The sequence below is a fragment of the Lamprobacter modestohalophilus genome, from assembly GCF_016583905.1.
GTDB lineage: Bacteria > Pseudomonadota > Gammaproteobacteria > Chromatiales > Chromatiaceae > Lamprobacter > Lamprobacter modestohalophilus.
The window spans coordinates 1-16,124 of record NZ_NRRY01000030.1 but is presented as its reverse complement, the minus strand read 5'-3'; the positions used below and the strand labels follow the sequence as shown (position 1 = coordinate 16,124).

Annotated in this window: 14 protein-coding genes; 2 read left to right on the top strand and 12 right to left on the bottom strand. The window is 63.2% G+C overall.

The annotated features are described in order from the left end of the window. Positions 1–66: 66 nt before the first annotated feature. The 3 genes from CKO42_RS16440 to CKO42_RS16430 all read right to left on the bottom strand — a co-directional run bounded on the left by CKO42_RS16440 (position 67) and on the right by CKO42_RS16430 (position 5,064). Complete coding sequence (locus CKO42_RS16440; protein ID WP_200246379.1) at positions 67–2,757, bottom strand: PKD domain-containing protein; 2,691 nt, start codon at positions 2,755–2,757, stop codon at positions 67–69. A gap of 287 nt (positions 2,758–3,044) precedes the next feature. Next, a complete protein-coding gene (locus tag CKO42_RS16435) occupies positions 3,045–4,388 on the bottom strand; it encodes an ATP-binding protein (RefSeq protein WP_200246377.1) in 1,344 nt (447 codons plus the stop codon). 7 nt (positions 4,389–4,395) lie between these two features. Then, positions 4,396–5,064 carry a response regulator gene (locus CKO42_RS16430; RefSeq protein WP_200246374.1) on the bottom strand — a complete coding sequence of 223 codons (669 nt, stop codon included), beginning with the start codon at positions 5,062–5,064 and terminating at the stop codon, positions 4,396–4,398. Between the two features lie 115 nt (positions 5,065–5,179). Here CKO42_RS16430 and CKO42_RS16425 point away from each other — a divergent pair, with 115 nt between their 5' ends. Next, positions 5,180–5,749, top strand: a complete 570-nt coding sequence (locus tag CKO42_RS16425; protein WP_242479449.1) for an RtcB family protein — start codon at positions 5,180–5,182, stop codon at positions 5,747–5,749. Between the two features lie 193 nt (positions 5,750–5,942). Continuing rightward, positions 5,943–6,374, top strand: coding sequence for a hypothetical protein (locus CKO42_RS16420; RefSeq protein ID WP_207148755.1), 432 nt, complete (start codon positions 5,943–5,945; stop codon positions 6,372–6,374). An 81-nt stretch (positions 6,375–6,455) separates the two neighbouring features. On the opposite strand, the gene CKO42_RS16415 is transcribed toward CKO42_RS16420, so the two are convergent. From CKO42_RS16415 to CKO42_RS16375, 9 genes are all read right to left on the bottom strand, one after another. Then, complete coding sequence (locus tag CKO42_RS16415; RefSeq protein ID WP_200246370.1) at positions 6,456–6,620, bottom strand: hypothetical protein; 165 nt, start codon at positions 6,618–6,620, stop codon at positions 6,456–6,458. Between the two features lie 157 nt (positions 6,621–6,777). Beyond that, entirely contained in the window at positions 6,778–8,400 is a 1,623-nt protein-coding gene (locus CKO42_RS16410) for an ATP-binding protein (RefSeq protein WP_200246368.1), read from the bottom strand. A 617-nt stretch (positions 8,401–9,017) separates the two neighbouring features. Continuing rightward, positions 9,018–10,088: a hypothetical protein gene (locus tag CKO42_RS16405; protein ID WP_200246366.1), complete on the bottom strand. Its 1,071-nt coding sequence runs from the start codon at positions 10,086–10,088 to the stop codon at positions 9,018–9,020. After that, entirely contained in the window at positions 10,045–10,536 is a 492-nt protein-coding gene (locus CKO42_RS16400) for a hypothetical protein (RefSeq protein WP_200246364.1), read from the bottom strand. Before CKO42_RS16400 ends, CKO42_RS16405 begins: the two co-directional genes overlap by 44 nt. Before the next feature lie 227 nt (positions 10,537–10,763). After that, complete coding sequence (locus CKO42_RS16395; RefSeq protein ID WP_200246362.1) at positions 10,764–12,110, bottom strand: sigma-54-dependent transcriptional regulator; 1,347 nt, start codon at positions 12,108–12,110, stop codon at positions 10,764–10,766. Then, positions 12,107–13,525 (bottom strand): sensor histidine kinase, encoded by a 1,419-nt coding sequence (locus tag CKO42_RS16390; RefSeq protein WP_200246360.1) that lies wholly within the window; start codon positions 13,523–13,525, stop codon positions 12,107–12,109. The genes CKO42_RS16395 and CKO42_RS16390 overlap by 4 nt, the downstream gene beginning before the upstream one ends. Then, positions 13,522–14,178, bottom strand: coding sequence for a response regulator (locus tag CKO42_RS16385; RefSeq protein ID WP_200246358.1), 657 nt, complete (start codon positions 14,176–14,178; stop codon positions 13,522–13,524). Before CKO42_RS16385 ends, CKO42_RS16390 begins: the two co-directional genes overlap by 4 nt. 8 nt (positions 14,179–14,186) lie before the next feature. Next, on the bottom strand, positions 14,187–14,633 hold the full coding sequence (locus tag CKO42_RS16380) for a PepSY domain-containing protein (protein WP_242479448.1): 447 nt from the start codon (positions 14,631–14,633) through the stop codon (positions 14,187–14,189). Between the two features lie 161 nt (positions 14,634–14,794). Further along, positions 14,795–16,124, bottom strand: a 1,330-nt coding sequence (locus CKO42_RS16375) for a sensor histidine kinase (RefSeq protein ID WP_200246356.1), incomplete at its 5' end; no start/stop codon positions are given.

Genomic DNA, 16,124 nt, shown 5'->3' with positions numbered 1-16,124 from the left:
TGTCATTCTAAACACTGGATGCTGTCCCCTGTCTGCGGCGCTGGTCGCGCCGCAGACATCGACAGGCTAGTCGTCGCGCTCGACTGCATCATCCTCGCTGTCTTGCTCCCCGCGACTCAGCGTCAAGCCCCGCTCGGGCCGAGAGAAATTGTGACAGGCGGCGCAGTCCTTGCCCTCTTCGCGGACGTGGCGCTCGTGCACCCCATTGAAGTCACGATCCTCGTGCTCGTTGTCGTGGCATTGGGTGCAGATGGCGTCCAGATTGCCGTTCAGGTTGGTCTCGCGCGTCTCGATGACCGCGCTTGGCAGGGTTCTGAGTCCATAGCCAAGGCCGGCCAGATCGAGCTGACGGGGGCCACCGCTCAGTCCGGCGTGACAGGAGCCGCAGCCGCGCGCATCACCGCCGAGGGCATTGTCCTCGGGCTCGACGCCATGATTGATGGTCTGGTAGGTGAAGACTGGCACGATCGAGGTGTTTGGCGGCATTTCCAGGTCGCCCGGAATGCCAGTGCAGACGCTGCTGACCAGGGCGTTGGGCTCGTCCAGGCCGAGGCCGACCGCGACGGCGCGACAGAAGCTGCCGGTGCGGAAGAACTCGAAGGTGGAATGGCCGACCAACCTGTTGTCCAGCTCATTGCGAGCCAGCTTGCTCCAGTGCGGCTTCATCGGATAGAGCTTGGCTGTCGCGCTGGACACATCGCCGTTGGGCTGACCGAGCACGTAGGCGGGATCACCGGGGTTGAAGTTGCCGGCGAAGCTCGCCGCAACGGTCGCATCGAGCGGCACCGTCGGCACGCCATCCAGGGACTCTTCGAGATAGAGCACCTCGCTGGTGCCATCGAACCAGGCATAGGTTGGGACCAGCGACGCGGCGCCGAGGCCGCCCTTGTCCTCGCGCGGCAGCCAGCCGCCACGTCCGTTGCAGGCCGCCGCTGAAGGGTGCGGGTCTTGCCAGTCGCGCGCGACCTCGGTGCCGACATTGGCCTTGGCGTAGGCCGGGATGTGGCAGGTCTGACAGGCGACCCTCATGGCGTGCTTGTCGCGGCTGCCACCATCGGTGCTGCTGAAGTCGTCATGCGGGCGTTCGTCGTGGCAGCCACCGGTCTCACAGGTGAAGCGCTCGGCCACGTCATTGGATCGGAGGTCGAGACCGCGACCGCGCATGCGGTGCCCCTCGCCAAAGGCACCTTCGGCGTTGTGGCAATCCGAGCACGTCATATCCTCACCCTGCGGGCTCATGTGCATGTCGAGCGTGATGCTGGGGTTCGCGTTCTCCTTGGCCATGTCGCCACGCTTGGTGCCGTCACCGCCGCCTGCTCCCGCGTGGCAGCTCAGACAGGACATGCGCGTGGTGGCATGGACGTTCTGGGCCGCTTGCAGGGTGGTGAGGGCCATGGGTGTCATCGGCACCTCGGGCGGAAGGGTGTCGCTGCCGGCCGGCAGGAACTGGAAGTCGCCAGTGGTGAGGTCGACCCTGGGTATGCCGGAGAAGCCGGTGCGCAGGACCGAGTCATAATCGGATCGGACGAGATGCCCATCGGCGTCTTCGGCCATGTTCAGTAGCGAGAAATTCTCGAAGCCCAAGCCATTCGCGGTCCAGTCCGGGAAGCGTTTGTAGACCTCCTGGTGGCAGGTCAGGCAGTCGATGTTGGCCAGTTGAGCATGGGCCTCGGCGGAGGCTGGGTCGAGCAGTTCAAACTGGGACTGGGCCATCGGGAAGCGGCCGTTGCCGACATGACAACCGGCGCAGGTAAAGCGCGGTGAGTTCTCGTGGGTGCCGCAGTAGGTGTTGATCCCGGTGGCGACCAGATCGCCGGCAGCCTTCGCCGGGCGCTCGCCAGCGGCGGCAAAGTAGCCCGGGATATTGGTAACGAAGTCGAAGGCACCGCCCTGCTGATAGTGCACCGAGCCGTGCATATCGCGCGCCTCGCTCTCATGGCAGGCCACGCAGACCTCGGGGCCGGTGTAGGCTGTGATGTTGCAGTGCTCGGAGATGGGCGAGGTGCAGCCGACGACGGGAGTGTCGGAGACGGCCGCCGTTGTGGTCGACGGGCTCGAGGTCATGCCGTCGTTGTCGGTGACAGCCAAGGTCACCTGATAGCTACCGGTTGTCCCATAGGCATGGCTTGGATTGGCGTCGGTGCTGGTGCCGCCATCGCCGAAGGTCCAAGCGTAGCTGGCGATGTTTCCATTCGGATCGCTCGAGCCGGCACTACTAAAGTTGATTGCCGTGCCAGGCAAGCCGCTGTAGGGGCCGTTGGCATTCGCCGTCGGGGCTTGATCGCCGCCGCCTCCGGAGCCGTTGGGCGCGCAATCAGAGGGGGCGCGATAGACATCACGCTCGGCCGTCTGGCCGTCGGATTGGATGGCGCGCACCCGGCAGGGTACCGGGCTGGGGCGCTCCTCCTTAATCGACCAGGAGCCATCGCTGCCCTCGGCCTCATCGCGGTCGAGCCGCTGTTCAGGGTCATAGGCATTGACCAAGGTGACGCGTGATCGGGAAGCAGCGGTCCCCGAGACGCGCAGACGGCGCTCTTCGCGGTCCCAGGAGGCGCGTTCGATGACGATCTGGCCGCTGGAATCGTCGCGATCGTGGTGGTGGTGGTCGTCGTCATCGTCGTCATCGGCATAGACCATAGCCGGCGATAGAAACGCCAGGGTGGCAAGCGCGGCCAAAACTAGCAGTGCCTGCAAGTGCCATCGCTTCTGGCGCCAGGGCAGCGTGCCCGGTACTTGGTGCTCTTCGACAGTTTTCATTAGGCTCACCTCTCGATCGTTAACGCCGCAGCGGCTCTATGCACACCCATCGCAGATGGCTGCTTCCGTGGCTTCCGTGGTCTGCGAGACCCGCGACTGGGCCGGCGTCAGTGATTCAGTGCTGCGGCTGGAGTGCCATTTCAGATTCTTCTCCAAGCTGCACCCTAACCAGGCCCGCCTTAAGAAAACCTTAAGAAAGAAGTGCGTTATTCGAAGAAGCGGCACTGGGCCGAGGAGAGTGCAAGCGACTGTGGGTTCCAAAAGCCGCTATAGCGAGCAATGTTGGCTCAAGATGATCGGCGAAAGCGGAGTTCCACGAGCAGTCCCGAGCTGCTCTCGGCATCAAGAAGCTCGATGTCGGCGTCGTAGAGATCGCAGATACGACGTACGATCGAGAGCCCAAGCCCGGCGCCGGGCTTGCTCTGGCCGACCGGTCGATAGAAGCGATCGAAGACACGAGCGCGGTCCGCGGCGGGGATGCCGGGCCCGGAGTCGATGACATGGAGCAGGAGATGGTCGCGTCTTCCCAAGACGATCACCCGGACCTCGCCGCCCCTCTGGCTGAACTTGATGGCGTTGTCCAACAGGTTGCCGATCAGGATCGAGAGCGGTGACGGTGGGATGTCGATCAGCGCGTCCTCGCCAGGTGGTGTGTTAAGCGTCAAGGCAATCTCCCCGGTTCGCGCAACCATCAACTTCTCCTCAACGACCTGAGCGGCTATTGCGACAAGGGAGCAGCTCGTTGTCTCGCCATCGTTAACCCGATGGTGCAGGCGCGAGAGAATGAGCAGCTGCGAGATCAAATGGCTCGCTCGGTCGATGCCGCGGATCAGCTGCGCTAGAGCCTCATGACGCTCTTGTGCATCTTTGCTGCGCTGGGCGATCTGTGCGTGCGTGCGAATGGCGGCGAATGGGGTACGCAGCTCGTGGGAGGCATCGGCGGCAAAATGACGCTCAGCCGCCAGTGCCCGATCCAGCCGCTTCATGAGTCCGTTGAGCGCTGCGGTCAACGGGCGAATCTCAGTCGGGATGCTGCGCATTTCGATCGGATCGAGCTGGTCGGCCGAGCGATGCGTGATCTGGCTTCTGAGGCGCCGCAGCGGACGCAGCCCGTCGGTTACAGCGAGCCAGATCAAGAGCACGGCCAGCGGCATCGACCAGAGGATCGGACGCAGGGCGTGGAGCGTTAGATACTCGATCAGCTCCTGGCGGATGGCGTAGCTCTGGCCGACGTAGAGGGCCTCGCCCGTCTCTTGATTCGACAGTCCGAACACGCGCCACCGCGCATCGGCGATCACCTTATTGGAGAACCCCGGAGCCTGGCCAAGCGGCTCTTCAGGTGCCGCGCCAAAGCGGCTGATGAGCCTGCCGCCACGCCAGAGCTGGAAACTGATCATCGACTCGTAGGCGTGGCCGACCGGCGATAGCCTCTGCGCTGTGCTGACGACATTGGGCAGGTTGCCAGCATGGGTGATCTGTCTCAGCACATGGGCAGTCTGTGCCAACTGAGCATCCATCAGCTCACCCACCTCGTGATTGGCGCGATCCACCGAAACGACGGCGACCGCGATCCAGATCGTCACCCAGACGACGAACAGGGTCAGCAACAGCCGGCGTCTGATTGAACTCATGTTGAGCTCAGGGCGATGGATCAGAGACGAGGATGTAGCCGACACCACGCACGGTTAGGATGCGCTCTTTACCGAGCTTGGCGCGCAGATGATGGATATGCACCTCAAGTGCGTTGCTCTCGAGCTGGTCATCCCAGCTATAGCCGGCCGCCAACAGACGCACCCGCGGGACCACATGGTCAGCCCTCGCGATCAGCGTTTCGACCAAGGCATACTCCTTTGGCGAAAGCGGCAGGATCTCACCGTCCAAGCTCAGGCAACGTTTTTGCGTATCAAGCTGCAAGGACCCCGCGCGTAGCATCGGGGTCGCATGGCCTGAGCCTCGACGCGTCAAGGCACGGATGCGGGCGGTCAACTCGTCCAGGTCGAAGGGTTTGGCCAGGTAGTCGTCGGCACCTGCATCCAGGCCGGCCACCTTATCCGCCACGGTGTCGCGGGCGGTGAGAATCAGGACCGGGAGCGTCAGGCCGCTTGTGCGAAGATCGCGCAACAGCGACAGACCGTCACGACCAGGAAGCCCCAAGTCAAGCACCGCGACATCAAAATGCTCAACCCGCAGCGCATGCGCCGCCAGCGCGGCATTCTGGACCCAATCCGCAGCGTAACCATCTTGAGCGAGACCGGTCTTGAGCCCCGGCCCCAGCAAGGGGTCGTCTTCGACAATCAGAATGCGCATGAACGCCTTATCTTCATGGTCTGGCCGCGGCATCGACGCAAGGGATAACTGTAACAACCGAAGCTGAAACCAAGCTGAAACCAAGCTGAAAGCAGGCTCAACTGAGGAGTAGCTCATGGCCATCAAACAAGTCATCACCGAAGGCGAGAAGCCGGTCAAGATCTGGACCGATGAGCTCGACCCGCGCTCGCGCGAGCAGCTGGTTAACATCTCCAAGCTGCCGTTCATCCATCACCATGTCGCCGCAATGCCCGATGTGCATGCCGGCATCGGCGCCACCATCGGCAGCGTCATCTCGACGAACAAAGCCATCATCCCGGCCGCGGTCGGCGTCGATATTGGCTGCGGCATGGCCGCGGCGCGCACCTCGCTTAGCGCCGAGCAGCTCGATGAAAAGCTGCTGAAGAAGATCTTCGACCAAATCAGCCGCGATGTCACCGTCGGACGCAATCAGCACAAGGACGAGCGCGCCCTTGCCGAGGCAGCCCAACCCTTCGCCGCGCCGCTCGCGATCCTGACCGAGAAACACCCCAAACTGCTCAAGGCCTTCGGGCGCTTCTCCAACTGGATCAATCAGCTCGGTACCTTAGGCGGTGGTAACCATTTCATCGAGGTCTGCCTGGATGAATCGAACCGGGTCTGGGTCATGTTGCCCCTCAAGCAGGTCGTCTGCGTTAAGGGATGAGTGAGTCATGCCCTATCGCAGCATCCAGGCTGATTGTCGAAATAGCCGAACAAGGATTGTCGAAACCGCCCGGCGTCTAGGGCATCCAGAGCATCTAGGGATTACCAACTCTAGATGTCAGAGCGAATCGCGCGCTATGGCCGCAGGCGCCTCGCGGCTCTGGCCACATCGGGGCTCGCAATGCTGGCGGCTGTTGCCGATGCTCTCTCTGGGGCTGCTGCTTGGCACCCTGGGACAATCGCTATCAGGTGAGCCACTCAACCCGTTAGACGCCCCTGACCCAGCCACGGCCGAAGCATCAGCCTCGGCTTCAGCTTCAGCCGAGAACCAAGTACTCGGCATCGATCTGTCAGCACTCGATGCTGATGGCCTCATTGGACCGCCCGATGGCAAGCGCGCCCTCAGCTACGAATTCTGTATCCCTACCGGCGAGCTTCAGACCAAAGAAATCAAGGACATCGACCCGAGCGCCCAGTTCTTCACTGCCTCGCGCGGACGCATCGGCTGTGCTCCCGATCAAACGCTGGTCATCGGCCATACCCATCAGCTCGACTTTGCGAGCATCTTGCAACAGCTTGCCAGCTTGCCTTATGTCGAGCGAATCATCGAGAGCCACTTTGAGTGATGGTGCTCGCTTGCAGACACTGCTCCAGTTAGCTACGTCCTAACAGACATCGCGCGTCGCCGCTCAAGAGACTGAACAATCTCAAGCCGACGCGACATCGGCGCCCAGCACGCCAGGCCATTCGACGCTTGCGCGGAAACTGCCTAGACTCGGTAACCGCCCGAGCTTAAGCCGCCAATGCACCTTGCTGTTCGCCCATTTGCAGGCGTTGTTGTTGAGCAGGTTGCCAAGCAGCTCGATCAGCACCGGCAGATCGGCGGTGATATCGAAGCCTTCGAGCGCGCGCGCAAAGCGGCTGACTCGTCAACTTCCGAGGTAAGCTCGTCAACTACCTGTTCGAACGAGATGGCAGCTCCTTTATCCGCACCAAGTTGCAGAAAAGGGAGAAAGCTGGGGGAAGCCATTACTGAGTCCGCTGACCTCCTGAAGCCGGTACCGCGGGTAGCAGGAAGCTGACCCTAAACCGCCCCGGTACCGGCTCATCAAGCCTGAGCTCGCCCTCGTGCGCGTTCAAGATGCGGCGCACAATGGCAAGCCCTAGGCCGGTGCCATTGGCTTTGGTTGTATACCAGGGTTCGATTAGGCGCTCCAGCGGTTGCGTTTGGGGTAGCAGGCCGTCGTTAGTAAGACTGAGACACCAGATGTTTTCATCGCGGGTCAAGGTCAGTTCTAACCGACCTGCAAGCGGTAACGCCTCCCGGGCATTGGCGAGCAGATTGTCTAGCGCCCGCCGCAGCTGCTCCGGGTCCCCGATGACCCAGGCCTCGGAAGGGAGCTCCAGAGCGATTTGGGCGCCTTGTTGCGTTAAGAGACGCTCGTACAGAGGCCATGCCTCGTTGACCAGGCGTGCGAGGTCGACCGGCTCGCGCCGCTGCTGCCCTGGCCGGGCATAGGCGAGTAAGCCGCTGATGGTGCCGTTGGTGTGCTGCACGGCCTGCATCACACGGTCGATCAGGTCGCGGTGCGGAGCTGTCAACTCGGCCGCCTCCAACTGCAGACGTTGGAGCCCGAGGCCGATCGCATTCAGCGGATTGCGCATCTCATGTGCGATGGTGCTGGCTGCCCGCCCGAGGCTTGCCTCTTCACGTTGGACCGAGAGGCGCCGCTCGTAGGCACGCAACTCGCGCTCATGGGCGTCTTGAACCTTCACCAACAGCCAGGTGCCGAGCGCCCCAGTCACCAAGAGGGTCAGCAGGAAGGCCGCGAAGGCCAGCCAGAGCTCGCTGCGCCGCTGCTGGAGCTCGATACCATCGAGCAGCAGAACGAGCTCGGCCCCGGCGACCGGCGTGCGAACCTCGGCAAAGATCCCACCATCGGTGGAATCGACAAGCCGGACTTGGGGAGGGGCGATCAGTGCGTTGTCCTGCTGGCCGTGGATTGGCCGTGGCATGCCTTCGAGCCGAACGGCGCGCACCCGCGCGAGCTGCCTGACCGATTCAAGGGCTTGCTGAACACTGATCGCGGCGCGCAGCGCCTCCACGGCCGAACTCTCCAAGACCACCATGGCGCACCCCGGGCGTCCTTCTGGCCGTGGCACACTGAATAGAACCCCCCCACCCTTCGAGAGTCGCCGGAGCTGCTCTAGCGGCAGGCACGACAGAGCGAGGTCTTGGTATCGATCTGGTGGACCCTGAACCCAAGGCCTAGCCCCATTAAGCCCCTTTCTAAGCATTGTCACGCTGTCATCGTCATCGAGCCTCTGACCGGAGGATGCGCTAAGCGGTCCATTAGGACGGCGTGCCTCGATCTCTTCAGACGCACTGCGCAGGATGCGAATCATCGCAAGCCCAGATTCATCGGCAAATGCGGTCAATTCCTCAGCGGTGAACGGCTCGATGTCGTCCAGATAGACCACAAAGCGCGCACTGTTGCCTAATAAGGTGGTCAAGATCTGGTCGGTCGCCTCGCCCGCAAGGACCGCCCCCCGCGCATAGAGCCGCACCGCATCGGCGAGCAGGCGGGTATGCTCGGCCGCTGCGAGAACAAAGCGCTGCTCAGCGGCGCGCGTCTGTAGAAAAAAAGCCATGATCGTCAGCGCGATCAAGAAGCCGAAGACGAGCAGGTTGCCCAGCCAAGGTGATGGTGGTCGAAAAACGAACCGAGGGGCCAGTGGCGGCGGTTTGCGCAACTCAGCGCCCTCCTCGTCCGCTGTGGCCGCTGCCGGACGCGCCCCGACCGCCCCGCTGGCTGCCTTTGCTCAGGCGGCGACGAACCCCGGTACGATCAAAGCCGCTGACTGCGCCGATTGACTGAATCCGCGGACCAGCGCGAGATGAGGCTCCAGGCCAAATACGCACTGGCATTCCAGGCTGCCAGCTTGTCTGACCGGATTGACCGGTGAGTGGGATGCGCTCAGGACCAACTCCAGAGCCATCGTCAGGCTCATCGTCGAACTCGACCAGCAATGCCCCTGGCTGCACCTCCACTACAATGCCGAGCCGCGGCCCTTCATCTGCTGAAGGGCCGTGCAAACTGAGCAGACCGAGCAGCAAGATGAGCGCACACTTCGATTGCAGCCCTGAACGGCACCGACTGGCTCGCTGCGCGCAAATCCCGGGCTCCTCCATGCGCATTGGGTTCGCGCACAGCACGCTGGACAGCTTATTGCCGAGCAAGAGGCAAGCGTCACCTCCCCATCGGTCGCTAGAAACGACGCTGCCAGCCACATTCTGTGCTCCACTGCCTGAACGCCTCAACCTCGATCGTCGAACGGCTGTCGAGCAGATCAAGGCCGCAATACAGAGCACCGTCGGCGAGCCACCGGTGCAGCGCGATCCCGAGCCAACGCTGGTGGTCGACGCGCTCAATCGTCCGCGGGGCTTGCCAGTAGTCACGTCGAGACAGGCCGGTGTCAGCGATTAAACTCCAGTTTGGACTGGGGTCAAAGGTCAAGGCCAGCCGGACCGCCTGCTGGCGATAGCTGTCGAGCGCAAGCGAACTCTCGCGCCAGCCACTGTCCAGGCCGAGCATCAAGCTGAGCTTCGCCGCTGGGAACCAGGTGGTTTCGAGCGCAAGCAGGTCGAATCGGTCCTTGCGCTGCTGAGGACTGATGCGCTGCGGGCAGTCGTCTTGCATCGGGCTGCTCCGACTCGCCGGACCTCGGCCGCATCCCATACCGGTGAGCACACCTCCATGCTGGTCGCGGACTGGGATCACCGGGCTTTGCCCCCGAATACTCAGGCCGATGCCACCCGGCCGCCCCGCCCAAGGGAGGACTAAATTGCGATAGTCGAGCCAGCGCCGCTCAGCGAAGAGCCTGAGGTCGAGCCTGGCGCTGAGCGGCCTGCGAGCCAGGACGCCTAATGCGTTCTCGTTGCGCTCGTCGGCGGTGACGAGTTGGTCCCGATACCAGCCAGCCTCGGCCCAAAGGTCGATCTGAGTGATGCCGAGCATCTGCGATGACACCAGACCGATGTCCAGGCGACCGCTGTCGTTCGGCCCCGCATAGTCGCGCAGCCAGGCATCGCCCTCCAGGCGCACGCCTCGGAGAAAGGGCAAGGGTTGCTCCACGCCCAGCGCAAGCGCAGCAAAGCCGAGGGCAGGTCCGTCACGACTCTGCGCTGGGTTGCTGTCGAACCCCATGCTGAGCATGGCCTCTAACTGTGGGCTAGTGATGGCATCAGCGCCGACGGCTGGCAGCGCAACGGCGCAAAATAGCCAGGCGGCGCAGTTACCGAGGACCGGTGCAATCAGCGAGGCCCTGACCTTGGCCACCAGCCTGGCCTTGCCCCTGGCCGCCGCCTTGTCCGCCACGCCAGGCCGGTTGATTGGTGATCGGATCGCGCAGCTCGACATAGGTGCCGTCCATCAAGGTAACCGCCATTGCAATGGCCTTGGTGGTCTCGTCAGAGAAACTGAGCCAGCAGATATCAGCGGTGATGGATTCGCCAACCTGCGGCGGCACCAGCTCGAGACTCGCCCAATAGCCGATCGGACCCAAGCCAGAGACGGTGACCGTTTCAGTGCCAGTGTCGATCACATAGCCTTCGCCTGCAACAGCGGCACTGGCGACGGTACCTGTGATGATTTCACAGCTGGCCGTGCTGAGGTCATGGATTGGGCCAGTCCCATTGCCGGGGCCTGCGCCTTGTCCAGCCAGAGCCAGCGTCGTGGTGCCGAGCGTGAGCGCGACGGCAGTGGCCATGATTGCATGATGATGCATAGGTGATCTCCTCAAGGGTTGATTCAGGTGCGGCGTGGGGCCTCAGGCTTGATGCGCGATGATGGCTTCGCCGCCCAGGTGCGCTCCGTTGCGCATGGCCAATACTAAGCAGAGTCCATGCCAAACTCTTATTGTTCTAAGATACAAGGAGATAGCGTTATTAGCGCCAAACTTTGGTCGACGTGGAGCGTCAGCCTCGACAATTTTGTCGAATCGATCAGCAGCCGTTATCGCATCGGCCGCTGGAGCCCGAGTTTATTCATCTTGTAACGCAGCACCCGCTCGCTGACCCCGAGCTCATTTGCCGCTTGTGTCTGAACCCAATCGGCGCGCTCAAGCGCGGCACGCAGCAGCTCGCGCTCCATTGCGTCGAGTCGCTCCTGCAGCGGGCCAGTCGCGCGCTTGCTGGGCTCGCGCACCTCTGGTGGCAAGTCCATTGGTCGCAGCACCGGCCCACGCGCGAGGGTCAGCATGCGCTGCAACAGATGCTCGAGCTCGCGGATGTTGCCGGGATAATCGTACTTGATCAGCCGATCGAGTGTTTCAGGCGCCAGGCGCGCCGAACGGCCGCCGTGACGCGCGATGAAGTGCTCGATCAGCGCTGGAATGTCTTCACGCCGCCGCCGCAACGGGGGCAGCTCGAGCTCGAGCACATTGAGTCGGAAATACAGGTCTTCGCGAAAATGGCCGGCCTCGACCTCTGCACGCAGGTCGCGGTTGGTAGCGGCGATGACGCGCCCGTCGACCGCGATGTCCTGCTCACTGCCGACCCGGCTGATTCGCTTCTCCTGGAGGGCGCGCAGCAGCTTGGCCTGTAGCGGCAAGACCAGCTCCCCCACCTCATCGAGGAACAGCACGCCACGGGCGGCCAGCTCGAACCGACCTCGATGCTGTTTTGCAGCACCCGTAAAGGCCCCTTTCTCATGCCCGAAGAGCTCGCTCTCGAACAGGTTCTCCGGGATCGCGGCGCAATTCAGCTCCACGAAAGGCGCCTCAGCCCGCGGGCTCAGTGCATGGATCAAGCGAGCGATCACCTCCTTGCCGGTGCCGGTCTCGCCGTGGATCAGCACATTGAGCTCGCTGCTGGCGATGCGTCGCGCTAGCGACAGGACATCGCGCATCGCTGGACTCTCGGCGATCAGATCAATCGGCAGCGGTGGCGCTGCAGAGCGACCGTCAGGGGGCTGAAAGACCGCCTCGACATCCTGCTCGATGGCAAGATCCTGCTCGATGCGCTGCAGCCGATCAAGCAGCGCGCTGAGATCGATGGGCTTCTCTAGGAAATCGTCAGCGCCCAGTTTGAGGACCGAGACCGCCGTCTCCACAGAGCCAAAAGCGGTAATCATGATCGCGCGCAGACGCGGATTACGCGCCTTCATCCGGGCCAGCACCTCCTCGCCGGAGAGGCCGGGCATACGCTGGTCCAGCAGCACGATAGAGATGGCCTCCTGCTCGAACAATGCCAGCGCCTGTTCGCCGTGCTCAGCCTGCAGCGTTTGATAGCCCTGGTTACTGAGGAATCCGGCTAGCAGCTCACGCTGCATCGGCTCGTCATCAACGAGCAGGATCTTCATCGTCGGGCCCCTGCCGGCTCAGACGCGGCTCGCGAAAACGTGCCTGGCAGCCTGAGCCGAACTTCGAGCCCACCAATCGCTGCACGACCAAAGGTTACACCGCCGCCATAGGCATCGATCACATCGCGCACGATCGCGAGCCCCAGTCCGCTGCCCTGGGTGCCCTGATCCAGCCGCAGACCGCGCTCACCAAGACGGGGCCATTCAGCAGCAGGGACACCAGGGCCGTCATCACTGATGCGGATCTGGATCGGATCGCCGCTCTGGACCTGGATCTCGACGCACTGCTTCGCCCAGTGCGCGGCGTTTTCGAGCAGGTTACCGAGCAGCTCCAGCAGATCTCCGGGCATCAGCGCCGCCAGCGCTGGCTGAGGGACATCCACTGACCAGTCGATGCATTCACCAAAGGGGGTGCGACGCAGGGTGCGCAACAGCCGCTCGATGGCATCCCCAACCTCGGCCTGCGCCTGATGCGTGGCGGCGCCTGAGCGCAACCGGGCGCGGATCAGCTCGCGATCGACACGACGGCGCATCGCCTCGGCGAGCTGATCCAGATCGTGGGCAAGCGCGCGGTTGCCCTCAGTGCGCAGGCGCTCGGCATCGGCACTCAAGGCGGTGAGTGGAGTCTTGAGACCGTGCGCCAGGTCTGCCGTCCAAGCGCGAGCGCGTTCGACCGCCTGCTCGCGCGCGGCGAGCAGAGCGTTGACCTCATTCACCAGGGGCATGACCTCATCCGGGTAGTTTGCAGCCAGCTGCTGCTCGCGGCCGGAGCGTACCGCGCCGACGCCACGGCGCAGAGCCTCGAGTGGTGCCAGGCCGGCACGGATCTGGGCCAGGGTGGCAAGACCGAGCAACACTGCCAATAGCGCCAGATAGGGCAGGATATCGGCGGCGAAGGCATTGCGCGCCTGGGTCAGCTCGTTGGCATCAATGGCGGTGATCAGTCGCAGCCGGCGCTGACCACTGTCGTGCTCGAGCAGAATCAGGCGCTCGCGCACCAGCACAGATTGGCCATTTGGGCCGCTATTGGGACCAGCAAGGCGATGGGCATGGACGGTGCCAGGCTCGAGCTCATCCGACGGCAGGCGCAGCAGACTGTCCCAGAGCGAGCGCGAGCGGGCGATGCCGAGCTGCTGTTTGGGTTCTGTTTCATCGTCGATCTGCCAGTAGAGGCCACCGAGTGGATGCTCAAGACGCGGGTCGACTGGGGTTGGAACAACCTCGAGTTGTCCCTCGGCGCCGATCTGCACACTGGCCGCAAGCTGGTCGAGCTGGGCCTTGAGCTCGGCACCGATTCGCCGCTCGACGTGAAGCTCGAACAGCATGATCAAGCCACCGGCGGCCACCAGCAAGGCGAGGCTGATCGAGATCGCAGCCGCGACCCCGAGTCGAACGCGCAGGGAGCGGCAGGTCATTGCTCGACCACATAACCAAACCCGCGTCGGGTCTGGATCAGCTCGCCGCCGAGCTTGCGCCGCACTCGACCGACCAGCACTTCCACGGCGTTGGACTCGCGCTCAAAGTCCTGCGCATACAGCTGCTCAGTCAGCTCCAACTGCGAGACCACGCGCCCGGCGTGATGCATCAGATAGGCAACAAGCCGATACTCCTGCGGTGAGAGATGGACCGGCACGCCGTCGCGACTGACCTGCATCCGGCGGGTGTCCAGACGCAGGCCGCCGATCTCGAGCAACGCCGAGGACTGGCCGGCAGAACGCCGCACCAGGGCGCGCAGCCGTGCCAGCAGTTCTTCCATCTGGAATGGCTTTGGCAGGTAGTCATCAGCGCCGGCGTCGATGCCTTCGACGCGCTCTTGCCAGTCGCCGCGTGCCGTCAGAATCAGCACCGGAAAGCGCTGCCCGGCAGCGCGCCAGCGACGCAGCACCGAGAGCCCATCCATACGCGGTAGCCCGAGATCGAGAATCACCGCCGCGTAGTGCTCAGTGTCGCCGCGAAACCAGGCCTCCTCGCCATCGCTGACGCGCTCGCTGACGAAACCGGCAGTCTCGAGCGCTGTGCAGACACCGGCCGCGAGCCGATCATCGTCCTCGACAAGCAGGACACGCATCGGTCGGCCTAGTCTCTGCGATACTCTTGCTCGACCTCGATCAGACTCGCATCGCTCGCGTCCATCTCGACCTCGAGCAGGCGGCCATCGGGAGCGATGATCTTCAACTCATAGATCCAGCGACCGCGCTCCTGCTCAAGCTCCACCTCGACCACATCGCCGGGAACCTCGGCGCTGGCCTTGGTCAGGATTTCGCTGATGGGTCGGATCTGACCAGCCTCGAGGGCGGCTCTGGCTTGATCCTGGTCTTTGGGACTGGCCTGAGCGCTAGCGCCGAACAACAGCACGCTTCCCAGCAGGAAGGTGCCGGTAAGGAGGGTGGCGGTTGCTGTCCGCATGGTGGGGACTGTCGTGTTGGGGCTGATACTGGCGCTTGCCCGGGTACCGGCACCACCAGTGCCGGTGACAGTGTTGGCGCTGCTGTGGCCAATACGGCGAATGAGTTGTCGAGACATGCCTAATGCTCCTAGTCGGGCTGAAGGGACTCTGGTTGATTGGGTCGGTGATGACGGGACCGGAGTCTGCACCAACCGAGCTGACCAAAGGCTGACAAGGGTGGCTGGAAAAGCGTCAGCCATGCATCGTTGGTGAGACCAAGCGGATGTAATTGAGCGTTTCAACAGCCTTGTACACCAGTTTTATCTGTTTCAGCAGTAGCGGGACGGCGGCCGTCGTTACCCACTGGCACCGGCAGCTCGATGCTAGCGCGAAAACCACCGAGACTCGGTGACCGCCCGAGCTCAAGCTGGCCTCGGTAGAGGTCGAGGATCTCTTGCACGATCGAGAGGCCAAGGCCATGGCCGTCGACACGCTCATCGACACGCACCCCGCGTGCGCCAATCGCGGCGAGTTCGGCCTCACTGCAGCCCGGGCCATCGTCGTCAACCCAGAGACGCAGGCCCGCCGCGTGGGGCTCAAACCGGCAATGCACCTCGCTGTTCGCCCATTTGCAGGCGTTGTCGAGCAGGTTGCCCAGCAGTTCGAGCATGTCTTCGCGGTCGACCGTCAATGGCGCTGAAAGCACGTTGTCATAGCCGATGGTCAAACCCTTGTGTGCATACATGCGCTCCAGCAGCTCGATCAGCACCGGCAGATCGGCGCTGATATCGAAGGTCGAGCCGGTCCGCAAACCGCCAGCGATGCGCGCGCGTTTCAGTTCGCGCTCCACCAAGGTCTGCACCCGCTGCACCTGCTCGACACAGCGCTGGCGTTGCTGTCCGATACAGCGCTGATGCTGCGGCCCGATGCAGCGTTGCGCGGCGTCGGGCGGATCATCCAAGCGCTCGAGCTGCTGCAGCAGCAGGTTGAGCGGCGTCTTGAGCGCATGCGCGAGATTTCCGGCGGCGTTGCGAGAACGCTGCAGGCGCTGTCCATAGACGACCAGCAGTGCGTTGAACTTTCGCACCAGCGGCAGGATCTCGATCGGGACGGCTTCCGTGATGGCGTCTGTGGTGCCGCGCTCCAGCGCATCGATGTCTCTGTAGATCGGCTGCAATTGGCGCAATGCCCGCCGCACAATCAACCGTTGCACGAACAGCATGAGCAAGAGCCCGCCGATGGCGAGCCCCGCAAACAGCTGCTCGAATACCTGCAGCTCTTCCAACAGTGGATTCAGATTTTCAGCAACGGCAATCGTCACCGTCGCATCGCCGATCCGATAGCCGGCACTGCGCACTAAGAGCCGCTGACCAAGCGGACCCTGGGTCTCCCAATCGATAATCTGGCCAGCCGGCAACGACTCGGCCGCAAGCTGTTGGTCCCAGAGCGAGCGTGACAGGCTCCGCGAGCCATCGGCCTCAATGACCTCGTAGTAATGACCGGAGAATGGCTGCTGATAGATCGGGCCGAGAATGCCCGACTGGGGTTGTTGGGGCCTGAGCTGCTGCTTGGTCTGGTGGTTCGGTTGGAGTTGAGGGCTGATCTGAGGCTGGGGCTGGGGCTGGGGC